The sequence below is a fragment of the Kitasatospora sp. NPDC059722 genome (assembly GCF_042733235.1).
GTDB lineage: Bacteria > Actinomycetota > Actinomycetes > Streptomycetales > Streptomycetaceae > Kitasatospora.
On sequence record NZ_JBHWGD010000010.1, the window covers coordinates 123,744 to 146,149 of the forward strand.

Here is a 22,406-nt window from a genome sequence, read left to right on the forward strand (position 1 = left end):
GGGAGCCCGCCGCCAAGACCCGCTGCTGATCCGAACAGGTGACCGTCCGCGGGTTCACGCCGGGCGCTGGAGCACCATGAGCGACCGGTCGGTGAGCCAGAGCGTGTCGCCGGCCTTGACCCGGGCGCCGGTACCGGGGGCGGGCAGCCGGGGCTGCGCGGTGTCCACCACGACCTGCCACTCCTGGCCGTGGTCGGCGGGGACGGTGAACTCCAGCGGCTCGAAGTGCGCGTTGAACATGAGGAGGAAGGAGTCGTCGACGATCCGCCCGCCGCGCCGGTCGGGCTCGGAGATCGCGTAGCCGTTGAGGAAGACGGTGAGCGACTTGGCGTAGCTGGCGCCCCAGTTGCGCTTGGTCATCTCCTCCCCGCTCGGGGTGAACCAGGCGATGTCGGTGAGGTCGTCGTAGCCGCCCGCCTCCGCCGCCGCGCGGCCGGCGGCCGGCTGCCCGGAGACCACCCGCCCGGAGACCGGCCGCCCGTGGAAGAAGCGGCGGCGGCGGAACACCGGGTGGTCGCGGCGCAGCCAGATCATCCCCTGGGTGAACTCCAGCAGCCGCGCCTGCGGCCCGTCCTCCTGGGGCCAGTGCACCCAGGTGAGCTCGTTGTCCTGGCAGTAGGCGTTGTTGTTGCCGTGCTGGGTGCGGCCGAGCTCGTCGCCGTGGGAGAGCATCGGGACGCCCTGGGAGAGCATCAGGGTGGCGATGAGGTTGCGCTGCTGGCGCGCTCTCAGCTCCTCGACGGCCGGGTCGTTGCTCGGGCCCTCGACGCCGCAGTTCCAGGAACGGTTGAAGGACTCGCCGTCCCGGTTGTCCTCGCCGTTGGCCGCGTTGTGCTTCTCGTTGAAGGAGACGAGGTCGCGCAGGGTGAAACCGTCGTGGCAGGTCACGAAGTTGATGGAGGCGATGGGCCGGCGGCCGTCGTCCTGGTAGAGGTCGGAGGAGCCGGTGAGCCGGGAACCGAACTCGGCGAGCGCGGCGGTCTCGCCGCGCCACAGGTCGCGCACGGTGTCCCGGTACATGCCGTTCCACTCCGTCCACAGCGGCGGGAAGTTGCCGACCTGGTAGCCGCCCTCGCCGAGGTCCCAGGGCTCGGCGATCAGCTTGGCCTGGGAGACGACCGGGTCCTGCTGGACGAGGTCGAAGAAGGAGGAGAGCCGGTCGACCTCGTGGAACTGCCGGGCCAGGGTGGCGGCCAGGTCGAAGCGGAAGCCGTCGACGTGCATCTCGGTGACCCAGTAGCGCAGCGAGTCCATGATCAGCTGGAGCACGTGCGGGCTGCGCATCAGCAGGCTGTTGCCGGTGCCGGTGGTGTCCTCGTAGAACCGCTGGTCCTGGGCGAGCCGGTAGTAGGAGACGTTGTCCAGGCCGCGCAGGGAGAGCGTCGGCCCGAGGTGGTTGCCCTCGGCGGTGTGGTTGTAGACGACGTCCAGGATCACCTCGATCCCGGCCGCGTGCAGCGCCTTGACCATCGACTTGAACTCCTGCACCTGCTGGCCGCGGTCGCCGTCGGAGGAGTAGGAGGAGTGCGGGGCGAAGAAGCCGATCGTGTTGTAGCCCCAGTAGTTGGCGAGGCCGAGGTCGCGCAGCCGGTGGTCGCGGACGAACTGGTGCACCGGCATCAGCTCGATCGCGGTGACGCCGAGCTTGGCGAGGTGCTCGATCACCGCCGGGTGGGCGAGGCCCGCGTAGGTGCCGCGGATCTCCTCGGGGATGCCGGGGTGCAGCCGGGTGAGGCCCTTGACGTGCGCCTCGTAGATGACGGTCCGGTGGTAGTCGGTGCGCGGCGGGTGGTCGGTGCCCCAGTCGAAGTAGGGGTTGATGACCACCGAGTGCATCGTGTGCGGGGCGGAGTCGAGGTCGTTGCGGCGCTCGGGGGCGCCGAAGTGGTAGCCGTAGACGGACTCGTCCCAGTCGACGTTCCCGCTCATCGCCTTGGCGTACGGGTCCAGGAGCAGCTTGGCGCTGTTGTGCCGCTGGCCGAGCCCCGGGTTGTACGGCCCGTGGACGCGGAAGCCGTAGCGCTGGCCGGGCTGGACGCCCGGGAGGTAGGCGTGGCGCACGAAGGCGTCCGTCTCGCGCAGCTCGACGGCGCTCTCCGAGCCGTCCCCGTCGATCAGGCACAGCTCGATCCGGTCGGCGCTCTCGGAGAACACCGCGAAGTTGGTACCGGCCCCGTCGTAGGTGGCGCCGAGGGGGTAGGGCTTGCCGGGCCAGACCTGCATGAGTCCTCAACTTCCTTGCCAAAAAAGAAAACTGACGTCCAGTCCAAGAATCAGCGGCTGTCTTCCCGGCCGTGCGGCCGGGCATGTGCGGCGTTCGCGCGCCGTGACGCACGGCACAGTCCGCATACTCCACGACCCTTCCCCCGGTCGCCGGGACCCGTGCCCTGCGTTAGCCCGAACGGGCGTCCGGGCGGTATTCCTCCGATTAAGCCCGGCGCTGTGACGGGTGGGTCCCCTGGTGCGTCCGCGCCCCCTCGGGCAACCGGCTGCGGACGGCTCTCGGCGGGCAGTACCCTTGATCGTCCGGCCGCCCCGGCCGACCGGTGCTAGTCAACGGCCCGTCAACGGTCCCCGCACCCGCGGGGGTCAGCCGCAGATGAGGTGGCGCATGGTGTTCCCTGCTGGCGGCCGTGGCGCCGGGCCCGACGGCCCCGAGCGGGGCGGCGCCCGCAGCGAGGCGCCCACGGTGGTCATGCGCCCCACCATGACCGGCCGCTCCCTGGTGCCCGCCCAGGGCGGCCCGGTGGAGATCCCCGCCCTCGCCTGGTCCGGCGCCGAGTGGGAGGACGCCTACCAGCGCGTGCGCCTGTCCGGGCGCGCCTACGTCTGGCTCAACCTGGTCGAGCAGCGGCTGCGCTCCCTCGTCGACGAGGTCCTGCACCCCATCTACGCCCCCGCCCACGGCGAGGATTGGGTCACCGCCGCCGCCGGCCCGGCGGGCGAGGAGTGGGCGCACCGCGCCGGCGCCGTCCGGGAGGTCAGCCGCCGCAAGGGCTACCTGCTCGACCCCGCCGACGACGACCCGCTGGTCTTCCTCACCCTGCCCCAGCTGCGCGAGCTCATGGTCCAGCACTGGCCGTGCTTCGAGCCCTACCTCGCCGACCGGCGCGAGATCGAACTCGCCCTGGACGAGCTGGAGGTGGCCCGGCACGTGGTCTCCCGCAACCGCGTCCTCACCCAGACCGTCCTCGCCCAGACCGAGCGCGCCGCCGCCCGCCTGCTCGCCCTGCTCGACGGCGGCGCCGGCGGGGTGCCCGCCGACGTCGTCGAGTCGCTGGTCGCCGGCCGGTACGCGGACGTCGTCGCGGTGCACGCCGACCGGGTCCGCCTCCAGCGCGACCTGCCCGTCGAGGACCTCCTGGACGGCGCCCGGCGGCTGGACGCGCTCGGCATCGGCCTCGGCATGCTCTGCCAGAACTACACCGGCAAGCGCCTGGTGCGCCTGGCCGGCGAAGGCTGCCGGATGCGGCTGCTGTTCCTCAACCCGGCGAGCAGCGCCGTGCGCCGCCGTGAGCGCGAACTCGGCCTCGGGCGCGGCGAGTTGTCCCGCTCGATCGAGATGAACATCATGCACGTCCGCCGGGTGCGGGCCCGGCTGCGCGACCCGGGCGGCTTCGAGATCCGGGTCTTCGACGAGACCCCGCGCTTCACCGCCTACCTCGTCGAGGGCCCGCGCCCCGAGGGCCGCGGCGGGCGCCGGGCCGGCCGCGACCTCGGCGTCGTCCAGCCCTACCTGCGCCGCGCCCGCGGCATGGAGTCCCCCGCGCTCGTCCTGCGCGGCGGCGCCGGCCAGCAGCCCGGCGGCACGGAGGCGGGCCTGCTGGAGGTCTACCGCGAGGAGTTCGAGGGGGTCTGGGCGGACTCCCGGCCCGTGTCCTGAGCCGCGTCCACCTCTCGGGCGGCGCTGGTGGGGCGGGTGCGGACGCTGCCAGACTGCGCGCCGTGAACAGCCTCCCGCACTGGACCCTGGAGCCCGCCCGGCCCGAGGACGTCGACCGCGTCTGCGACCTCAAGGACCAGGTCATGCGCGCCGACCTGGAACGCCTCGGCCGCTGGGACCCGCAGCGCTCCCGCCGGCGCGTGCGGGACGCCTTCTCCACCGCGCACACGTCCGTCCTGCTGGTCGAGGGGGCCTTCGCCGGCTCCCTCAGCGTCCGGCCCGACGAGCGGGGCGGGCGCCACCTGGAGCTGTTCTACCTCGCCCCGCACCTCCAGGGCCGCGGCCTCGGCACGGCCGTGCTGCGCCACGTCCTCGCCGAGGCCGACGCGGCCGGGGAGCCGGTGCGCCTCGTCGTCCTGCGGGGCAGCGCCGCCCAGCGCCTGTACGAGCGCCACGACTTCGTCCTGGAACGCGAGGACCGGGTCGACGTCCTCCTCGTTCGTGAACCCCGGACGCGGCAGAATCGTTTCGCCACTTGAGATGGCCTCAGCAGGCCCGCTCGTGGTAGGCATAGCCCCCGTGATGATCACGGGGGATGAGGCCGTCCTGCGCCTCGAACAACTGCACCGCACCTACGGAACCGGCCCGGAGGCCGTCCACGCGCTCAGGGGGGTGGACGTCGAGTTCGCGCGCGGCACCTTCACCGCCGTCATGGGCCCCTCCGGCTCCGGCAAGAGCACCCTGCTCCAGTGCGCCGCCGGCCTCGACCGGCCCGACACCGGCCGCGTCACCCTCGACGGCACCGACCTCGCCACGCTGACCGAGACCCGGCTCACCGTGCTGCGCCGCGAGAAGCTCGGCTTCGTCTTCCAGGCCTTCAACCTCGTCGGCTCGCTCACCGCCGAACAGAACGTCGGCCTGCCGCTGCGCCTCGCCGGGCGCCGCCCCGACCGCGCGCAGGTCCACCGCGCCCTCGACCAGGTCGGCCTCGGCCGGCGCACCGGCCACCTGCCCTCCCAGCTCTCCGGCGGCCAGCAGCAGCGCGTCGCGATCGCCCGCGCCCTCATCGCCCGCCCGCAGGTCCTGTTCGCCGACGAGCCCACCGGCGCCCTCGACAGCTCCAGCAGCCGCGACGTCCTCGCCCTCCTGCGCGACCTCGTCGACCGCGAGGGCCAGAGCACCGTCATGGTCACCCACGACCCGGTCGCCGCCTCCTACGCCGACCGCGTGCTCTTCCTCGCCGACGGCCGCCTCGCCGACGACCTCGCCCGCCCCAGCGCCCAGCAGGTCGCCGAGCGGATGACGGCCCTGGAGACGGCGGCATGACCATGGCCACGCTCCTGCCCGTCGCCACCGCGAGCCTGCGCCGCCGCAAGGCCGCCTTCGCCGGCTCCTACGTCGCGCTCACCCTCGGCGTCACCCTCGTCGCCACCACCGGCACCCTCCTCGACGACACCGCCGGCGACGACTCCCCGCTCGGTGCGCCCTCCCTGCACAAGGTGCTCACCTTCACCGCCGGCATGGCCGCCTTCGTCGCCGTCTTCGTCGTCGCCGGCACCTTCGCCTTCGCCGTCGCCCAGCGCCGCCAGGAGATCGCGATGCTGCGCGCCGTCGGCGCGACGCCCCGCCAGGTCGTGCTGCTGATCACCGGCGAGGCCGCCGCCGTCGCCCTCGCCGCCGCCGTCTCCGGCTGCCTCCTCTCCCTGCCCGCCGCACCCGCGCTCGCCGCCTGGCTCGTCGCCCGCGGCGCCGCCCAGGCGGGCTTCACCTCCCACCCCGCGCTCACCCCGATGCTCGTCGCGGCCGCCGTGGGCCTGCTCGTCGCCCTGCTCGGCGCCCTCGGCGCCGCCCTGCGGGCCGGGAGCGTCCGCGCCGTCGAGGCCCTCGGCGACGCCGCCGTCGACCGCAAGGTCATGACGCCGCTGCGCTGGGCCTGCGCCGCCGCCCAACTCCTCGCCCTGGCAGGCGCGGTGGGCTACTACCTCGCCGCCCCGAGCATGCCCCCCGCCCCCGGCGACCAGCCCGACGACCCCCAGCTCGCTTCCCAGTGGGTCATGGCCGCCGACCTCATGACGATCGCCGCGGTCGCCCTCTTCGCGCCGCTGCTCGTCCCGCTGCTCGTCCGCGCCTTCAGCGCCCCACTGCGCTGGACCGTCGCCGCCGCACCCCTGCTCGCCCGGCAGAACGCGCTCACCGCCGTCCGCCGCACCGTCTCCACCGCCACCCCCGCCTTCCTCACCATCGCGCTCACCGGCACCGCCATCGGCGCCACCGCCGCCTTCGCCGACGCCATGACCGCCCAGGGCCGGGCCACCGCCGCCGCCCGCTACGTGCTGCGGCCCGGCGCCGTCCCGCTGCCCGTCGACACCCTCGCCCGGCTCACCGCCGACCGGCCCGGCCTGCGCGCCACCGCCACCACCCCCACCGTGATCACCGGCCTCGGCGCCGACACCGCGTCCTTCGCCGACCACAGCGAGGACTCGGCCGCCTCCGCGCCGTCCGCCGCCACCGTCGTCACCGGCGACCTCGCCACCGCCTGGACCCTGCCCGCCGTCGAGGGCAGCCCCGCCGACCTGCACGGCGCCACCCTCGCCGCCTCCGTCCACCAGGTGCGCGGCCACGGCTGGAAGCTCGGCGACCAGGTCAACCTGCGGCTCGCCGACGGCACCGTCACCAGCCTGCGGCTCGCCCTGGTCTACCGCACCCAGCTCGGCCTCGACGAGGTGCTGCTCAGCGGCGACGCCGTCACCGCGCACCTGGACGGCGCCCGCCCCGGCGCCGTCCACCTCTCCGACGTCCCGGCCGCGACCTACGGCGGCACGCTCACCGACGCCCGCACGCCCGGCCCCGACCCCGGCGCCCACTACGCGTGGATCGCCACCAGCACGATCCTCGGCCCGGCCCTGCTCTACGCGCTCATCGCCATCGTCAACACCATGGTGATGTCGGCCGCGGACCGCCGCCGCGACTTCGCCGTCCTGCGCCTCGCAGGGACGGTGCGCCGGCAGGTGCTGTCGATGGTCGCCCTGGAGGCCGTCCTGGTCGTCGCCACCGCGGCCGTCCTCGCCCTCGCCGTCACCGCGCTCACCCAGTGGGGCGCGACGGCACTGATCGACCACCGCATCCTGGCCGGCCAGACCGCGATCGCCTTCCGCCTCCCCTGGACCCCGCTCGCCGGAGCGGCCGCCGTCTGCCTGGTCCTCGCCGTCCTGTCCAGCGTCATCCCCAGCCGCCTCGCCCTCACCCACGGGGCCCGGTAACCGCCCCGCCCGGCCCGGAGAGCCGGCGGACCCTCAGTACTCCGCCGGGTTGACCGCCTTCGGCCGGGCGGTGGGTTCGGCGACGACACCGGTGCCCGGGCCGGCCTCGTCGTCGTAGGACCGGGATCCGAATTCCAGCCCTTCGAGGGGCGCCGACAGCAGGAAGTCGACGAAGCCGTCGGTGCCCAGGGTGGCCCAGCGGTGCAGTACCGCCGGCAGCTCGTCGATGTCGGTGTCGGCGAGCTCGGCGTCGAAGTGCTCCACCTGGTCCCCGGGCAAGGACGCGCGGATCTCTCTGATCGTCCGCAGCGGGTGGGCCTCGTCGGGCCGGTTCGGGGGCACGGGCAGGTTCGGGGCGGTGCTCATCGTCGGCTCCTCCGATCGGGTCCGGGGACCAGCCTAGGGCCCGGCGGACCGCCGGAGCGGACCCCTGGGCGGCCGGGTTGTCGGTGGGGCGGGTCATGATAGGGGCTGTTTCGCACAGCAGGACGGAAGGACGCACCCCATGAGCGAGCGGAGCGAGCGAATCGTTGAGAGGCGCGCGTGGGCGAGTGCCCCTGTCGAGCGAAGCGAGGCGGGCGCATGAGCTGGTGGCAGCAGCCACTGGTCGGCTTCGACCTGGAGACCACGGGCACCGACCCGGCCGTGGACCGCATCGTCACGGCCGCGCTCGTGGACACCGTCGGGGCCCGCCGGGTGGGGGTCGCCGGCTGGCTGCTCGATCCCGGGGTGCCGATCCCCGCCGAGGCGGAGGCGATCCACGGGATCGGGGACGACGTCGCCCGGCGCAAGGGGCGGCCGGCCAAGGAGGCGGTGGAGGAGATAGCCGCGGCGCTCTGCGAGCGGCTCGCGGCGGGGCGGCCGGTGGTCGGGTTCAACGCGCCCTTCGACCTCTCCCTCCTCGACGCCGAGCTGCGCCGGCACGGGCTGGCGACGCTCGCCGAGCGCCTCGGCCGTCCGGTCGGGCCGGTGCTGGACGCGCTGGTGATCGACCGGGCGGTGGACAAGTACCGCAAGGGCTCCCGCACCCTGCAGCGCGTCTGCGAGGTGTACGGCGTCGAGCTGACCGACGCCCACGAGGCCGGCAGCGACGCCCTGGCCGCCGTCCGCGTCGCCGTCGCCCTCGCCGAGCGCTACCGTTCCGAGGTCGGCGACGTGGCCCCGGCCGACCTGCACGGGCGTCAGGTCCACTGGTACCGGGAGTGGGCCGAGGGCCTCCAGGCCTGGCTGCGCCGCGGCAAGGACCCGCAGGCGGTGGTGGACCCCCGCTGGCCGCTGCGGTAGCGGGCGGCGCGCCTGCCGGACTCTCCGGGTGATCACACGCCTCGCGCGGCCCGCCGACCTGCCCGGTTTCCTCGCCCTCGCCGCCGAGGTCGAGCACTGGTTCGGGCCGATGGTGGACGACCCCGGGTTCCGCCGGGCCGTCGTCCGGAACATCGACCGCGGGCGCGCCACGGTGGTCGACGGCCCGGACGGCGGCCTGCTCGGCGCCCTGCTGTTCGGTGGTGAGCCGCCGGTGCACCACCTGCACTGGCTGGTGGTCGCCGAGCGGGCCCGGGGGACGGGCGTGGGACGGGCGCTGGTCGAGGACGTGCTGCGCCGGCGGGTCCGGGTCCGCCCGGCGACCGTCGAGGTGGTGACGTTCGGCGCGGACCACCCCGGGGCGGTCGTGAGCGGGGCCCGGGTGTTCTACGAACGGCTGGGCTTCACGCCGGCCGAGCCGGCGGAGCCGGGGCCGGAGGGCGGCTCCCGGCAGGTGTACCGGCTCCACCTGCTCTGACGGCCGGGGGCCTACTGGAGGTCGAGCCCGACGGGGTGGCCGAGGTCCTGCGGGCAGACGAAGACGTGCAGTTCGCCGTGGCGGCCGACGCTGACGTCCGGGTCGTCGCCGCTCTCGACGGTGAGCAGGTGCCGCATCCGGGCGCCGCACGCGCCGCAGTCGACGGGGATCAGGTCGGTGGAGCGCCAGGACGGCCAGCCGCCGAGCTTCCAGCCCCCGGCGCAGGCGAGGTCACGGTGGTACTCGGTGCCGTTCCGTTCGGCGAACTCCTCGGCGGCGGAACGGAGTTCACCGGGCAGTTCGTCGCGGTCGGGGAGGTCGCGGATCTGCTCGGGGCGCAGCACGCACGGCGTGGGCAGGTATTCGTCGTCGGAGCGCCGGGGCCGCGGGGGAGTGCGGGGTGCGAGGCCGTCGGCGCGCTGCCAGTGGAGTTCGACGGCGGGGCCGTAGTAGTAGCGCTCGCCCTGAATGTCGTCGTGGTCGTTGGGGCACCAGAGCACCTGGAGCACGTCGGCGCCGTCGGGCCAGGGCAGGTGGGGTGCGTCGGCGGCGCGGACGCGCAGGACCGGGACGAGGGCGATCGCCGCCGTGATCTCCGGGTCGCGCGGGGCCGCGTCCTCGTAGGCATCGTCGGGGTGCCCGGCGGTGCAGTGCGGCCAGGGTGCGCCGTCGGGCCAGAGCGCGGGTCCGCCGAGCGAACTCCCGTGTGCGGTGGGCGCTTTGGCCTCGGGGTGCAGCAGGGTGGCCGACCGCAGGTAGGAGGCGAGGGCGGGCACGGCGTCGACGAGGCCGGCGGGGGTGGGGTCCGTCACGCGGCTCACCGTAGCGGACGGCGTCCCGGTCACCCGGAGCGCCGTCCGCCGGTGCGCCAACGTCCCTAGGCCGCCGGGAAGTCGAAGGTGTAGCCCTGGGCGACCAGCCACGGGAGCAGCTGCTTGAGCGCGGCCACGGTCTGGCTGCGGTCGCCGCCGCCGTCGTGCATGAGGATCACGCCGCCGGGCCTGAGCTGGCTCTGCACGGTGGAGACGATCGCCGGCACGCCCGGGCGGGACCAGTCGCGCGGGTCGACCGACCAGCCGAGGGACTTCATGCCGAGGCCCGCGGCGATGTGCTCGTTGTCGGCGTTGAAGCCGCCGCCGGGCGCGCGGAACCAGGTGACCTGGGTGCCGGGGCCGGCGGCCTTGACGATCATGTCCTTCGCGCCGGAGATCTCGGCCACGGCCTTGTCGTGCGGAAGCTTCTGGAACGGCTGCGGGTGGTGGACGCTGTGGTCGCACAGCCGGTGCCCGGCCGCGAGGACCTTCTTGACCAGGCCCGGGTTGGCGGCGGCGTTCTGGCCGATCTCGCAGAAGGTGGCCTTGACGTTGTACTGGGCGAGCAGGTCGAGGATCTGCTGGGTGGCCGGGCCGGGGCCGTCGTCGAAGGTGAGGGCGACGGTCCGGCCGCCGGAGGCGGTCGAGCCGATCACGCTGGTCGCCGAGAGCGGTGTGGCGGGCACGGCCGGGGCGGCAGCGGCGGTGGAGGGGCTCGCGGTCGACGGGCTCGGGCCGGCAGTGGTGTCCGGCGTCCTCGGCGTGCGCGGGGTGACCGGCGGTGCGGTCTGGCCGCCCGCGCCCGCGGTGACGGGCACGCCGTCCGAACCGGGCGTGCCCGGGGCGCCGGGCGCCGGGTCGGTGCTCGGCGAGATCGTGATCGCGCCCTTCGCGGACGGCGAGGCGCTCGGCTGGAGGGCCCCGCTGGCCGTCCCGCACGCGGCGACGCCCAGCGCGGCGGCGACGGCGGCACTGCCCATGATCAGCCGGCGGCGGAGGCGGGCCGAGCGGTTCGGGGAAGCGGGCCGGCGGGCGGCGGACTGGGGCATGGCGGCGGCTCCTGGGGAACTGGCGGCGGGTGCCGATCCTCTCGGTCAGGATGACTGTCCGATAGGACGCCGATCGTAGTTGCCCCGGTTGCGTGCCGGACCGCTCCGTCGTAGGAGTCTTCTCACAGCAGCCCGGGTTGGCGTCCGCCCGCCGCCACGGCTACCCCACCCGTCCCGCCGAGTCCCGCCGGGTCACTCCCAGACCCTCAGAACGGGTACCAGCGCACGTCCGTCGCCCCGTCGCGCAGCGAGTCGACCCGCCGCCGGAACTCCGCCAGCGCCGCCGGGCTGCCCGCGGCCTGCTGCGCGACCCACGAGGCGCTGGCCGTCTCGCGGGCGCCGCGCAGCACCGCGAACCCCGGCCAGTCGCGCACGTCCCACCCGTACGCGGCGGTGAACGCGAGGTACTCCTCGCCCGGCACGCCGTACCGGTCGTGGCTGAGCGCGAGCACCACGAGGTCGTGCTCGCGCAGGTCCCGCGAGACGTTCTCCAGGTCGAGCAGGACGGGCCCCTGCGGGCCGACGTGGACGTTGCGCGGCAGCGCGTCGCCGTGGATCAGCCCGGGTTCCAGGTGCGGGGCGAGGTCGGGCAGGGCGGCGGCGAAGGCGTCCCGGCGGCGGCGCAGGAACGCGACGTCGGCCGGGTCGACGTGGCCCTCGGCGGAGGCCAGCCAGCGCTCGACCGGGGCGAGCAGGTCGCGCCGGGCCAGCGGGAAGGGCGGCAGCGGCAGCCGGTGCAGGTCGTGCAGCAGCGGGGCGAGGTCGGCGGGCCGGGCGGGGCGGATGGCGGGGGCGAGCCGGTGCCAGAAGGTGACGGGGTGCCCGTCGGCGAGCTGCGGTCCGGGCGCGACGGCGTCGTACGGGCGGACCACCGGGATGCCCTGCCCCGCCAGCCAGTTCGCGACGGCGAGTTCGTGCCGTGCCCGCTCCCGCAGCCCGGGGCCGCGGCCGACCTTGGCGACGACGGCGGGCTCGCCGAGGTCGAAGACGGCGTTCTCGCCGAGCGCGAGCAGCCGCGCGTCGCCGGGGTCCGGCAGACCGGCCGAGGCGCAGGCGTCGGCGAGCAGGACCCGGGCGCGGCCCTCGTCGAAGGCGGTCATGACCTGGCTCCGTTCCGCCGGCGTTCGTCCGGAGGCCTCCGGACGGTGATCATCATGACGCACGGGGGCCGGGCCCCGCGCGATGCGGAGCCCGGCGCCGGTGAGCGGGTGGCTCAGACCTCGATCCGGTGGCGCGGTGCGGCCGGGCCGTGAAGGGCGCCGCCGGTGCCGACCGGCGCGGCGGGCTCGCCGTGCGAGAGGTCGGGCAGCCAGTGGAGCAGGCGCGGCAGGTACCAGTTGCGCTCGCCGAGCAGGGTCATCACGGCGGGCAGCAGGACCGCGCGGATCACGGTGGCGTCGATCAGGACGGCGACGGCGAGGCCGACGCCCATCTGCTTCATCGCCTGCATCGAGAGGGTGCCGAAGACCGCGAACACCGCCACCATGATCACCGCGGCGCTGGTGACCACCCCGGCCGTGGAGCGGATGCCGTGGGCGATCGCGGCGCGGGTCGGCAGGCCGCGGTCGCGGCCCTCCTTGATCCGGGAGACCACGAAGACGTGGTAGTCCATCGAGAGGCCGAAGAGGATCACGAAGAGGAACAGCGGCACCCAGGACTCCACCGCGCCGACCCCGGCGGTGCCCAGCAGCGAGGCGCCGACGCCGTGCTGGAAGACCAGCGTCAGCACCCCGTAGGCGGCGCCCACCGAGAGCAGGTTGAGCACGACGGCGGTCGCGGCGACGGCCAGGGAGCGGAAGGAGGTGAGCATCAGGACGAAGGCGAAGGCGACGACGAAGCCGAACACGGCGGGCAGCGAGCCGGTCATCTTCGCGTTGAAGTCGTGCGAGCCGGCGGTCTGCCCGGTGACGGGGGCCTCGGTGCCGGGCACCTTGAGGACGGTGGCGGGCACGATGTCGTCGCGCAGGGCCTTGAGCGCGGCGTTGCTGGTGGCGTCGTTGCCGCTGCCGTCGAGGGGGATGTCGACGGTGGCGACGTTCTGCTCGCGGTGCACGGTGACGTCCACCGGGCCGTGCATCCGGCCGCTGGCGAGGGCGCGGGCCTTGAGGTCGGCGATCGCGGCGGTCATCGCGGGGGAGGAGATGTCGGTGGACCTGATGACGACGGTCGCGGGGGCCGGGCTGCCGGGGAAGGCGGCCTCGATCTTCTGCGAGGCGGTCACGAGGGCGTTGCCGCGCGGCAGTTGCTGCTGGAAGGTCAGGTTGGCGGTGTGCATGGTGAGCAGCGGCGCGGCCAGCCCGAGCAGGAACGCCCCGGCGAGCAGGGTGGCCGCCAGCGGCCGGCGCAGCACCTGCGTGAGCACGGCGTTCCAGAAGCGCCCACCCGTGGTGGCCGCCTCCGGCCGGCGCAGCCTGCCGAGGAACGGCACCCGGCCCTTCGCGACGCGGTCGCCGAGCATCGACAGCAGCGCGGGCAGCACGGTGAGCGAGCCGAGGACGGCGGTGACCACGACGACGATGGTGCCGAAGGCCATCGCCCGGAAGTCGGCGATGCCGGTGAGGAACATGCCGGCCATGGCGACGACCACGGTGACGCCGGAGACCAGCACGGCCCGGCCGCTGGTGGCGGCGGCGACGGCGAGCGCGTCCGCGAGGTCGCGCCCGGCGGCCCGCTCCTCGCGCTCGCGGCGCAGGTAGAAGAGGCAGTAGTCGACGCCGACGGCGAGGCCGACCAGCAGCATCACCGAGCTCGCGTCGTCGCTGGTGTGCAGCAGCCCGCTGGCGAGGGCGACCAGGCCGCCGGCGGCGACGAACGCGGTGAGCGCGAGCACGACCGGCAGCACGGCGGCGACCAGCGCGCCGAAGGCGACCAGCAGGATGCCGAGCGCGAGCGGGACGGCCGTCCACTCGGCGCGGGTGAAGTCGTCGGCGAACTGGTCCTGGATCCACTTGCCCGAGCTCGCGTCGCCGAGTTCGACGACGGTCAGTTCGGGGTGCTGCTTCTGCACGCCGGCCACCGCGTCCATGACGGCGGGGACGTCGGCGACGGCCTCGTCGCGGTCGCCCTTGAGCGTCAGCTGGACGAGCGCGGAGTGGCCGTCCGCGGAAACGGCCTTGGTGTCGTAGGGGGAGCGGACGGCGGCGGCCTTGCCGGTGCCGTCGACCGCGGCGACCACCTGGGCGACGGCGGCCCGGAATGCCGGTGCGTCGGCGGTCAGTTCCGGGCTCTGGACGAGGACGGTCTCGCCGGCCGGGGCCTTGATCCCCGCGTCGTCGAGGATCCGCGCGGCCCGGGACACCTCGCCGGGCACCGATTCGTCGCGGCCCACCTTCGTGCCGCCGTGCATCCCGCCGAGCACGGCGGCGAGGACGACGAACAGCAGCCAGCCGAAGACGGCGGTCTTTTTGTGCCGGGCGCTCCAGGCGCCCATCGCGGCGGCCGTGCCGAGCCTGGTCTTCACGGACTTCCCCCTGGGAGAACGGCGGTCGTGCGCCGGGTGGTCGGCGGCCCCCGGCCGCCGGGCGCCGGGGTCGCGTTCCGGCGTCGTGAAAGACGGTAGGGAAAGGCGAGTCGGGCCGTAATCCGGCTGGCGGGGTACCCGGCCCTGGTGCCCGCCTCGGGGCCGGGGTGGGGTTTTCCCTACCTTCCGACCCTGATCCCTCATCCCCGGGGGTGGGGGCAAGCTCCACCCTGAGGGGGAGCGGTCTCCACCCGGAGCACGAGGTCAAGGGGTATGCGGACGGGCGAGACTGGTGCGGGGCCGCGGACACGGGGGGCCTCACGGGGGCGGCCTGCGAAAACAACTTGCCGGGCGGCAAGCAAGTACTCGTAGGATGAGTCTCCAGACCAACTTACCTGCCGACCGGTAAGGGGGCGCCCGCGCGCGTCCTCGGCCGGTCCTGCCGTCGCCCGGCGTCCCGTCCCCAAGGGCTGCGGTGAACCATGCCCAGGAGGCATCACGAGCATGTTCCACCGACTAGGACACTTCGTCGTCCGCCGCGCCTGGTGGGTGATCGCGGCGTGGGTCGTCGCGATGATCGCCATCGTCGCGAGCGCGCCCGCCGTCACCTCGCAGACGGACGAGTCCGCGTTCCTGCCCAAGCACTACGAGTCGATCCAGGCGGCGCAGCTCCAGGAGCAGGCGTTCCCGTCGAGCTTCACCCCCGCCGCCCTGCTGCTCTTCGAGCGCAACGACGGCCAGAAGCTCACCGCCGAGGACCAGACCTCGATGGAGAAGGTCGTCAAGGGCCTGACCGATGAGAACATCCCGGCCGTCCAGCAGATCCTGCCGGTCTCCGAGAAGGCGAAGTCCGCGGACGGCAAGTACGCGCTGTCCATGGTCGCCATCGACAAGTCCAAGATGCAGGACAAGGAGTACACCGACGCGGCCAAGAAGCTGCGCGAGGACGGCTCCAAGCTCGCCGACGGCACCGGCCTGAAGTTCCAGGTCGGCGGCCAGGCCGCCAGCAGCCTCGACCAGCAGGACGCCTCCGGCGCCACCGACATGATCGTCATGCTCGGCAGCCTGCTGCTCGTCATCCTGATCGTCGGCATCATCTTCCGCAGCATCCTCGCGGGCATCCTGCCGGTGCTGCTCTCGCTGGTCATCGCGATGCCGGTGGCCAACGGCCTGATCGCCGACGCGATCAAGATGTTCGACCTCAAGTCCTCCCCGATGACCTCGGCGATCCTGATCATCGTCGTGCTCGGCGTCGGCACGGACTACTTCCTGTTCCTCGCCTTCCGCTACCGCGAGCGGCTGCGCACCGGCGAGGACCGCAAGACCGCCGTGGCCAACGCCGTCGGCCGGGTCGGCGAGGCGATCGCCTCCGCCGCCGGCGCGGTCGCCGTGGCCTTCGCGGTGCTGATCCTCTCCAGCCTCGGCATGTTCACCGCGCTCGGCCCGGCGCTCGCCATCGCCGTCGTCGCGACCGCCCTGGTCTCGCTGACCCTGGCCCCGGCCGTGCTCACCGTCATCCCGTCCAAGGCCGTGTTCTGGCCGGGCAAGAAGTGGATGCAGGAGCCCAAGAACGCCCGCTTCGCCGCGCTCGGCCGGATGACCGGCAAGAAGCCCGGCCTGGTCGCCCTGGTCTCCGGCGGCGTCCTCGTGGTGCTGGCCCTGGCCGGCCTCAACTACAACGGCACCTACGACCTCGCCGGCAGCTCCATGCCGAAGAACAAGGAGTCGATGGTCGTCCAGGACAAGCTGATGACGGCCTTCTCGGCCGGCGCGGCCGACCCGAGCCACGTCTACCTGACCTCCACCAACGGCGCCAAGCTGAGCGACGCCGCCCTGAAGGACTTCGCCGGCAAGCTCGGCGCGGTCGACGGCGTGGCCGGCGTCGTGACGCCGAGCGCGGAGAACAAGGCGATCAGCGCCGACGGCACCACCGGTGACTTCACCGTGCTGCTCAAGGACGCCCCGGCCTCCAACAAGGCGATCGACACCATCGGGAAGGTCCGCGACGCCGCCCACGCGGCCGCCCCGGCCGACTCGAAGTCGCTGGTCGGCGGCATCACCTCGGTGTACAAGGACATCAACACCGCGATGGTGCACGACTACACGCTGGTCTTCCCGATCGCGGCCCTGCTCATCATGCTCATCCTGGGCCTGCAGCTGCGCAGCGTCGTGGCCCCCTGGTACCTGATGGCCTCGGTCGGCCTCGGCTTCGGCGGCACCCTCGGCGCCACCACCCTGCTGTTCCAGAACATCAAGGGCGAGCCGGGTCTGATGTTCATGCTGCCGATCTTCATCTACCTGTTCGTGGTGGCGATCGGCACCGACTACAACATCCTGATCATCGCCCGCCTCCGCGAGGAGGCCCGCGAGGGCCGCAGCCCGCGCGAGGCGGCCAGCGAGGCCATCAAGCACGGCGGCCCGACGGTCGCGGCGGCCGGCTTCATCCTGGCGGCCTCGTTCGCGACCTTCATGCTCGCGGGCAACGTCCTGTTCATGGAGCTCGGCTTCTCGCTGGCCTTCGGCATCGTGCTGGCGGCCTTCGTGATGGCGATGTTCTTCACCCCGTCGCTCACCGCGCTGCTGGGCCACCGCGCCTGGTGGCCCGGCCACGGGGACGGCGGCGGCCACGGCGGCGGCTCCGTGCCGCTCCAGGACGCGCACGGCGTGCCGGAGCCGGCCGGGCGGCGCTGAGCCTCCGGCCGACCCGTCCGGCCGGCTCGTCCGGCCGGGTGACCCGGCCCACTGGTCCGACCCGGTGATCCGACTCACCGGGCCGGACCACGGGTGCGGCCCACCGGACCGACCCGGTGGTCCACAGGCGGCGTCCCGCTTCGGCGGGGCGCCGCCTGCCCGCTTCCCGGGGCCCGCAAACGTGATCTCCAGAGCACAAAATCCCCCGGTCAATCGGGGTGTCCCCGTGCTACAGTCGAACCAGTTGCAGTTTTGGTTCCCATGAACGCTTGTGTGCGCCTGCTGGTCCCAACCAACAGGCGCATTTGTTTTGTCCGGTGTTTCAGTCTCCGGATGGGGATCGCGGCTACTTAGGGGTTCACGCGGTGTGGATCCCTGATGCCCCAGTTTTAGAGGAGACGGTTATGGCTACCGGCACCGTGAAGTGGTTCAACAGCGAAAAGGGCTTCGGCTTCATCGAGCAGGCCGAGGGCGGCCCGGACGTGTTCGCGCACTACTCGAACATCGTTGCTCAGGGCTTCCGTGAGCTCGTCGAGGGCCAGCAGGTCGAGTTCGACGTGACCCAGGGCCAGAAGGGCCCGCAGGCCGAGAACATCCGCGTCATCTGAGTCCAGCCCCCGAGCTGACTCGCGATCTCGCGTAGCGGGGGCCCGCACCGCTCGGTGCGGGCCCTCGCGCATGCCGCCACACGGCGGCAGAAGCCGCCATACGGCCGGGGCGGCGTATCTCCCACCGACGGCCGACCAGCCCGTACCCCGGGCTGCCGCCGACCGACCGACGGAGAACCCGTGACCACCCCTGCCCGCACGCCGCGCGACCGCGGCGCCCGTACCGACGGCGCCCGCACCGAAGGCGCCCCGCGCACCCGCAAGCCGCGCGGCCGCACCGGCGCCGGCGCCGCCGCCGGATCCCGCACCGCCGGATCCCGCGCCCCCAAGACCTCCCGCGCCACCGCCGCCGCGCCCGCCGACTTCACCGTCGTCCAGGGCACCCCGTCGCGGCCCCCGGCGGCCACCTTCGCCGAGCTCGACCTGCCGAAGGCGATCCTGTCCGCGCTCGGCCGCGAGGGCGTCACCGAGCCGTTCCCGATCCAGGGCGCCACGCTGCCCGACTCGATCGCCGGGCGCGACGTGCTCGGCCGCGGCCGCACCGGCTCCGGCAAGACCCTCGCCTTCGGCCTGCCGCTGCTCGCCCGCACCGCCGGGCGCCGCGCCGACGCCCGGCACCCGCTCGCGCTCGTGCTGGTGCCCACCCGCGAGCTCGCCCAGCAGGTCACCGAGGCGCTCACCCCCTACGCCACCGCCGTCAACCTGCGGATCACCACCGTCGTCGGCGGCATGTCGATCGGGCGCCAGGCCAATGCCGTCCGCCGTGGCACCGAGGTCCTCGTCGCCACCCCCGGCCGGCTCGACGACCTGATCGGCCGCGGCGACGTCATCCTGTCCGACGTCGCGATCACCGTCCTCGACGAGGCCGACCAGATGGCCGACATGGGCTTCCTGCCGCAGGTCACCAAGCTGCTGGAGCAGGTCGCCGAGGGCGGGCAGCGGATGCTGTTCTCCGCCACCCTGGACCGCAACGTCGACCGCCTGGTCAAGCGCTTCCTCTCCGACCCGGTCACCCACTCGGTCGACCCCTCGGCCGGCGCGGTCAGCACCATGGACCACCACGTCCTGCAGCTCGACCCGGCCGACAAGGCGTCCACCACCGCGCACATCGCCTCCCGCGACGGCCGCCTGATCATGTTCGTGCACACCAAGCACGGCGCCGACCGGCTCGCCAAGCAGCTGCTCGCCAACGGCGTCAAGGCCGCCGCGCTGCACGGCGGCAAGTCCCAGCCGCAGCGCAACCGCGTCCTCGACCAGTTCCGCGACGGCCACGTCACCGCGCTGATCGCCACCAACGTCGCCGCCCGCGGCATCCACATCGACGGCCTCGACCTCGTCGTCAACGTCGACCCGCCGGTGGACCACAAGGACTACCTGCACCGCGGCGGGCGCACCGCCCGGGCCGGCGAGTCCGGCACGGTCGTCACCCTCGTCCTGCCCGAGCAGCGCCGCGAGGTCAACCGGCTGATGACGGTCGCCGGCATCCGCCCGACCGTCACCAAGGTCCGCCCCGGCGACGCCGACCTCGCCAAGATCACCGGCGCCCGCACCCCGAGCGGCGTCGCCGTCACCGTCGCCGTCCCGGTGCCCGCCGCCGAGGCCGACGCCAAGCCCAAGGCCGAGGGCAAGGGCGCCCCGCGCCGCCGCCCCGGCAAGCGCTCCGGGCTGCCCGCCGACGTCGACATGAACGGCAACCCGCGCCGCCCCCGCCCCAAGCAGCGCATGGGCGCCGCCGCCCAGGCCCAGGGCGAGCGCCCGCAGGCGGCCGGCTTCATCGGCCGCTCCTCCGGCCGTGCCAAGCCCGGAAGCGGCGCCAAGTCCGGCTCCAACTACGGGACGGGCCGCCAGCGCCGCACGTTCGACTGACGCACACACACGCGCGGAAGGGCGCTCTCCGGGACTCCGGAGGGCGCCCTTCGCCGTATTCGCCGTCGTCGGGCCGCATTCAGGGCCGCGCTCAGACCGTGGCGGGGGCCGGCGCGAGCAGCCGCAACCGCCCGTCCGCCCATGAGGTGTCGGCGGCGCTCAGGGGCGCACCGTGGCCAGCGCCAGCCTGGTGACCTTGGGCGTCATCACCCTTCGGGATTACACGACTTGAGAGATGCGGCCGTTCGTCAGCATCCTGTCGAGAGTGCCGTCGCGCATGGAGGAGAGGGTGGCGAAGGATGACCGACAGTGAAGCGGATCTCGAAGCGATCGCCGAGTACTACGAGACGCACGAGCTGACCGAGGAGGAGATCATGAGTGCCGAGCCGGCCGAGCCGGTGCCGGCGCTCGAACGCCACCTCAAGCGGGCGCGCCGCTGGGCGGCCGTTGAGGACGCCGAGGAGACGCACTGGGCAGGAAGGCGGTGAGGTGACCGTCGGCTCGCGGACTCAGGCCGTGAGGGCGGGGATTGCTCGCGACGTCCGCAGGGCCTCGTCGTGGCGCTCCAGGAGGAGGGTGGCCAGTTCGGGGGCCGCGCCCAGGACGTCGGCGCAAAGGTCGGCCTCGGTGGCCGCCTCGGCGATGCGGTCCGGGAGGCGGCCGGGCGCCAAGAGGTAGGGGGACACGGCGGTGCGCGCGGCGCCCGCGGCGTGCAGGGCGGCCAGGGCCTCGGGGACGCGGGGGCCCGTGCCGGCCGCGTAGGCGACCTCGACCGCGGCCCAGCCGCGGGTGCGGCGCCACTCGGCGGCCACCGCGCGGGTGGCGGCGTCCGCCGCCGGGTCGGAGGAACCCGCCGCCGCGAGCACCACGCCCGTGCGGGCCCGCACCGCCGCCGACGCGACGTCCAGGCCCGCCCCCGCCAGCCGCCGGTCGAGCGCGGCGAGCAGCAGCGGCGACGGACCGAGGACGTCCGCCACCGGCAGCCCCGCGCCCGCCGCGCGCAGCGCCGCCGGGATGTCGTGCTTGGCGTGGAACGCCCGGTTCAGCAGGAGCGGCACCGCCACCGCCGCCCCGAGCCGCCCGACCACCTGCGGGATCCGCGGCGCGCAGTGGTCCAGGTACGCCGTCGCGACGTCGAGCCCGGGCCGCTGCGCCCGCACCCGGCCGACGAGCGCGGCCACCGTCGCGGCGTGCCGCGGGTCGCGGCTGCCGTGGGCGATGAGGAGGAGGGCGGTCATGCGGTGCGTCCCTACTTCGCGGCGGCCAGCAGGCCGCGGTTGCGCAGCACCCGGCGCTCGACCGGGGTGAACACGAGCAGCTCGATGGCGATCCCGACGAACAGGATCAGGAGGATGCCGAGCAGCACCCCCGGCATGTCGGAGAACTCGCGCTGGTTCTCCAGGTACCGGCCGAGGCCGAGGCCGAGGTCGGGGGAGGAGGCGACGAGTTCGGCGGCCATCAGCGAGCGCCAGGAGAACGCCCAGCCCTGCTTGAGCCCGGCCAGGTAGCCGGGCAGCGCGGCGGGCAGCAGCACGTGCCGGGCACCGGTGAGGCCGGTGGCGCCGATGGTGCGCCCGGCGCGCAGGAACAGCGGCGGCACCTGGTCGATCCCGGCGACGAGGCCGTTGGCGATGGAGGGCACGGCGCCGAGCAGGATCACCGCGTACATCATCGAGTCGTTGATGCCGAGCCAGATCACCGCGGCCGGCACCCACGCGACCGACGGCAGCGACTGCAGGCCCTGCAGGACCGGGCCGATCGCGGTGCGCACCGGCTTCACGCGGGCGACGACCAGGCCGATCGGGGTGCCGATGACGACGGCCAGCAGGAAGCCGGACAGGCCGCGCCACACGCTCGTCCAGATGATCGAGAACAGCGTGCCCTGGTACCAGAGGTCCTGCGCGGAGTGCCACACGGCCGCCGGGCTGGGCAGCTTGTCGGACGTGGTGAGGTGCAGGCTGTACGCGCCCTGCCACAGCGCGAGCACGACGAGGACGCCGAGCAGCGGCGGCAGCGCCTTCTGCCGCAGCACCTCGCCGAGCGAGCTGCGCCGGGCGGAGACGGCGTCCAGGGCGTCCAGGCCGGCGCCGACGTCGGCGGTGTCGGCGGCTCCGCGCTTGTCCAGGACGGGGGTGGTGTCAGTGCTGGACATGGCGACGGATCTCCCCACGCAGTTCTTCGGTGATCTCGATGGACAGGTCGGCGACGCCGGCGGACTCGATGCGCCGCGGCTGCGGCAGGTCGATGTGCCACTCGCGGGCGATGCGGCCGGGGCGGGAGGAGAGCAGCACCACGCGCTGGGCGAGGCGCACGGCCTCGCGCACGTTGTGGGTGACGAACAGGACGGACAGCTGCCGCTCGGCCCAGATCCGGGTGATCTCGTCGTGCAGGACGTCGCGGGTGATGGCGTCGAGCGCGGCGAACGGCTCGTCCATCAGCAGCACCTTGCTGCCCTGGGCGAGGGCGCGGGCCATCGCGACGCGCTGGCGCATGCCGCCGGACAGCTCGTGCACGCGCTTGCCGTAGGAGCCGCTCAGGCGCACGAGTTCGAGGAGCCGCTCGGCCTCGGCGCGCCGCTCGGGGCGGGGGACGCCGGCGAGCTTGAGGGCGAGTTCGATGTTGCGCCCGGCGGTGAGCCAGGGGAACAGCGCGTGCTCCTGGAACATCAGGGCGGGCCGGGCTCCGGGCACCTCGATGCTGCCGCGGGTGGGGCGGTCGAGGCCGGCGACGAGGTTCAGCAGGGTGGACTTGCCGCAGCCCGAGGCGCCGAGCAGCGTGACGAACTCACCGGGCGCCACGTCGAGGGTGATGTCGTCCAGGACGTGGGTCTGCGCGCCGGGGCGGCCGAAGGACTTGTGCACGTGCGAGATCCGGACGGCGGGCGCGGGCGCGGCGCCGGCGGTGCCGGGGGCGTCCGCCGAGGTGGTCAGTGCCGAGGTCATCCGGGCACCTCCTGCGTGAGTGGTCATGGGCCCCTCCTGCCCGTCGGCGGGCAGG

19 protein-coding genes are annotated in these 22,406 nt (G+C 74.1%); 10 read left to right on the forward strand and 9 right to left on the reverse strand.

What is annotated here, in order from left to right; all coding sequences use genetic code 11:
- Nucleotides 1–54 precede the first annotated feature (54 nt).
- A complete protein-coding gene (glgX, locus tag ACFV4F_RS09020) occupies nt 55–2,223 on the reverse strand; it encodes a glycogen debranching protein GlgX (protein WP_380440983.1) in 2,169 nt (722 codons plus the stop codon).
- A gap of 388 nt (nt 2,224–2,611) precedes the next feature.
- Here glgX and ACFV4F_RS09025 point away from each other — a divergent pair, with 388 nt between their 5' ends.
- From ACFV4F_RS09025 to ACFV4F_RS09040, 4 genes are all read left to right on the forward strand, one after another.
- Nucleotides 2,612–3,883, forward strand: a complete 1,272-nt coding sequence (locus tag ACFV4F_RS09025; RefSeq protein ID WP_380440981.1) for an SAV2148 family HEPN domain-containing protein — start codon at nt 2,612–2,614, stop codon at nt 3,881–3,883.
- Between the two features lie 62 nt (nt 3,884–3,945).
- Nucleotides 3,946–4,422: a GNAT family N-acetyltransferase gene (locus ACFV4F_RS09030; RefSeq protein ID WP_380501155.1), complete on the forward strand. Its 477-nt coding sequence runs from the start codon at nt 3,946–3,948 to the stop codon at nt 4,420–4,422.
- A gap of 43 nt (nt 4,423–4,465) precedes the next feature.
- Nucleotides 4,466–5,209, forward strand: coding sequence for an ABC transporter ATP-binding protein (locus ACFV4F_RS09035; RefSeq protein ID WP_380501157.1), 744 nt, complete (start codon nt 4,466–4,468; stop codon nt 5,207–5,209).
- A complete protein-coding gene (locus ACFV4F_RS09040) occupies nt 5,206–7,143 on the forward strand; it encodes an FtsX-like permease family protein (RefSeq protein WP_380501159.1) in 1,938 nt (645 codons plus the stop codon). Before ACFV4F_RS09035 ends, ACFV4F_RS09040 begins: the two co-directional genes overlap by 4 nt.
- A gap of 33 nt (nt 7,144–7,176) precedes the next feature.
- Here the strand turns inward: ACFV4F_RS09040 and ACFV4F_RS09045 are convergent, their stop codons facing one another.
- Nucleotides 7,177–7,509: a hypothetical protein gene (locus ACFV4F_RS09045; protein ID WP_380501161.1), complete on the reverse strand. Its 333-nt coding sequence runs from the start codon at nt 7,507–7,509 to the stop codon at nt 7,177–7,179.
- A 216-nt stretch (nt 7,510–7,725) separates the two neighbouring features.
- Here ACFV4F_RS09045 and ACFV4F_RS09050 point away from each other — a divergent pair, with 216 nt between their 5' ends.
- Both ACFV4F_RS09050 and ACFV4F_RS09055 read left to right on the forward strand, forming a co-directional pair.
- A complete protein-coding gene (locus ACFV4F_RS09050) occupies nt 7,726–8,427 on the forward strand; it encodes an exonuclease domain-containing protein (protein ID WP_380492725.1) in 702 nt (233 codons plus the stop codon).
- A 28-nt stretch (nt 8,428–8,455) separates the two neighbouring features.
- Nucleotides 8,456–8,923 (forward strand): GNAT family N-acetyltransferase, encoded by a 468-nt coding sequence (locus tag ACFV4F_RS09055; protein WP_380501163.1) that lies wholly within the window; start codon nt 8,456–8,458, stop codon nt 8,921–8,923.
- A gap of 11 nt (nt 8,924–8,934) precedes the next feature.
- On the opposite strand, the gene ACFV4F_RS09060 is transcribed toward ACFV4F_RS09055, so the two are convergent.
- The 4 genes from ACFV4F_RS09060 to ACFV4F_RS09075 all read right to left on the reverse strand — a co-directional run bounded on the left by ACFV4F_RS09060 (nt 8,935) and on the right by ACFV4F_RS09075 (nt 14,214).
- The gene (locus tag ACFV4F_RS09060; RefSeq protein WP_380501165.1) at nt 8,935–9,735 is read right to left on the reverse strand and encodes a hypothetical protein; all 801 of its coding nucleotides are present in this window, start codon (nt 9,733–9,735) and stop codon (nt 8,935–8,937) included.
- A 65-nt stretch (nt 9,736–9,800) separates the two neighbouring features.
- Nucleotides 9,801–10,784: a polysaccharide deacetylase family protein gene (locus ACFV4F_RS09065; RefSeq protein WP_380501167.1), complete on the reverse strand. Its 984-nt coding sequence runs from the start codon at nt 10,782–10,784 to the stop codon at nt 9,801–9,803.
- Between the two features lie 206 nt (nt 10,785–10,990).
- A complete protein-coding gene (locus ACFV4F_RS09070) occupies nt 10,991–11,884 on the reverse strand; it encodes a phosphotransferase (protein ID WP_380501169.1) in 894 nt (297 codons plus the stop codon).
- Nucleotides 11,885–11,997: 113 nt separating this feature from the next.
- Nucleotides 11,998–14,214, reverse strand: coding sequence for an MMPL family transporter (locus ACFV4F_RS09075; RefSeq protein ID WP_380501218.1), 2,217 nt, complete (start codon nt 14,212–14,214; stop codon nt 11,998–12,000).
- A 534-nt stretch (nt 14,215–14,748) separates the two neighbouring features.
- Here ACFV4F_RS09075 and ACFV4F_RS09080 point away from each other — a divergent pair.
- From ACFV4F_RS09080 to ACFV4F_RS09095, 4 genes are all read left to right on the forward strand, one after another.
- Nucleotides 14,749–16,935 (forward strand): MMPL family transporter, encoded by a 2,187-nt coding sequence (locus ACFV4F_RS09080; protein WP_380440961.1) that lies wholly within the window; start codon nt 14,749–14,751, stop codon nt 16,933–16,935.
- 404 nt (nt 16,936–17,339) lie between these two features.
- Nucleotides 17,340–17,543: a cold-shock protein gene (locus ACFV4F_RS09085; RefSeq protein ID WP_218202470.1), complete on the forward strand. Its 204-nt coding sequence runs from the start codon at nt 17,340–17,342 to the stop codon at nt 17,541–17,543.
- Nucleotides 17,544–17,723: 180 nt separating this feature from the next.
- Nucleotides 17,724–19,409, forward strand: a complete 1,686-nt coding sequence (locus ACFV4F_RS09090) for a DEAD/DEAH box helicase (RefSeq protein ID WP_380501171.1) — start codon at nt 17,724–17,726, stop codon at nt 19,407–19,409.
- Nucleotides 19,410–19,708: 299 nt separating this feature from the next.
- Nucleotides 19,709–19,897, forward strand: coding sequence for a hypothetical protein (locus ACFV4F_RS09095; RefSeq protein WP_380501173.1), 189 nt, complete (start codon nt 19,709–19,711; stop codon nt 19,895–19,897).
- Between the two features lie 21 nt (nt 19,898–19,918).
- On the opposite strand, the gene ACFV4F_RS09100 is transcribed toward ACFV4F_RS09095, so the two are convergent.
- Genes ACFV4F_RS09100 through ACFV4F_RS09110 form a run of 3 tightly spaced genes read right to left on the reverse strand, consistent with a single transcriptional unit; the run spans nt 19,919 to nt 22,351 of the window.
- Nucleotides 19,919–20,647 carry a sirohydrochlorin chelatase gene (locus tag ACFV4F_RS09100; protein ID WP_380501175.1) on the reverse strand — a complete coding sequence of 243 codons (729 nt, stop codon included), beginning with the start codon at nt 20,645–20,647 and terminating at the stop codon, nt 19,919–19,921.
- A gap of 11 nt (nt 20,648–20,658) precedes the next feature.
- Nucleotides 20,659–21,561 carry an ABC transporter permease gene (locus ACFV4F_RS09105; RefSeq protein ID WP_380440950.1) on the reverse strand — a complete coding sequence of 301 codons (903 nt, stop codon included), beginning with the start codon at nt 21,559–21,561 and terminating at the stop codon, nt 20,659–20,661.
- Nucleotides 21,548–22,351 (reverse strand): ABC transporter ATP-binding protein, encoded by an 804-nt coding sequence (locus ACFV4F_RS09110; protein ID WP_380492873.1) that lies wholly within the window; start codon nt 22,349–22,351, stop codon nt 21,548–21,550. Before ACFV4F_RS09110 ends, ACFV4F_RS09105 begins: the two co-directional genes overlap by 14 nt.
- Between the last annotated feature and the right edge of the window lie 55 nt (nt 22,352–22,406).

Coding starts and splice junctions, on each gene's coding strand:
- ACFV4F_RS09065 (WP_380501167.1), bottom strand. CDS start 10,784: ATGCCCCAGTCCGCCGCCCGCCGGCCCGCTTCCCCGAACCGCTCGGCC.
- ACFV4F_RS09035 (WP_380501157.1), top strand. CDS start 4,466: ATGATCACGGGGGATGAGGCCGTCCTGCGCCTCGAACAACTGCACCGC.
- ACFV4F_RS09070 (WP_380501169.1), bottom strand. CDS start 11,884: ATGACCGCCTTCGACGAGGGCCGCGCCCGGGTCCTGCTCGCCGACGCC.
- ACFV4F_RS09025 (WP_380440981.1), top strand. CDS start 2,612: ATGGTGTTCCCTGCTGGCGGCCGTGGCGCCGGGCCCGACGGCCCCGAG.
- ACFV4F_RS09085 (WP_218202470.1), top strand. CDS start 17,340: ATGGCTACCGGCACCGTGAAGTGGTTCAACAGCGAAAAGGGCTTCGGC.
- ACFV4F_RS09045 (WP_380501161.1), bottom strand. CDS start 7,509: ATGAGCACCGCCCCGAACCTGCCCGTGCCCCCGAACCGGCCCGACGAG.
- ACFV4F_RS09105 (WP_380440950.1), bottom strand. CDS start 21,561: ATGTCCAGCACTGACACCACCCCCGTCCTGGACAAGCGCGGAGCCGCC.
- ACFV4F_RS09110 (WP_380492873.1), bottom strand. CDS start 22,351: ATGACCTCGGCACTGACCACCTCGGCGGACGCCCCCGGCACCGCCGGC.
- ACFV4F_RS09095 (WP_380501173.1), top strand. CDS start 19,709: ATGACCGACAGTGAAGCGGATCTCGAAGCGATCGCCGAGTACTACGAG.
- ACFV4F_RS09075 (WP_380501218.1), bottom strand. CDS start 14,214: ATGGGCGCCTGGAGCGCCCGGCACAAAAAGACCGCCGTCTTCGGCTGG.
- glgX (WP_380440983.1), bottom strand. CDS start 2,223: ATGCAGGTCTGGCCCGGCAAGCCCTACCCCCTCGGCGCCACCTACGAC.
- ACFV4F_RS09100 (WP_380501175.1), bottom strand. CDS start 20,647: ATGACCGCCCTCCTCCTCATCGCCCACGGCAGCCGCGACCCGCGGCAC.
- ACFV4F_RS09050 (WP_380492725.1), top strand. CDS start 7,726: ATGAGCTGGTGGCAGCAGCCACTGGTCGGCTTCGACCTGGAGACCACG.
- ACFV4F_RS09040 (WP_380501159.1), top strand. CDS start 5,206: ATGACCATGGCCACGCTCCTGCCCGTCGCCACCGCGAGCCTGCGCCGC.
- ACFV4F_RS09080 (WP_380440961.1), top strand. CDS start 14,749: ATGTTCCACCGACTAGGACACTTCGTCGTCCGCCGCGCCTGGTGGGTG.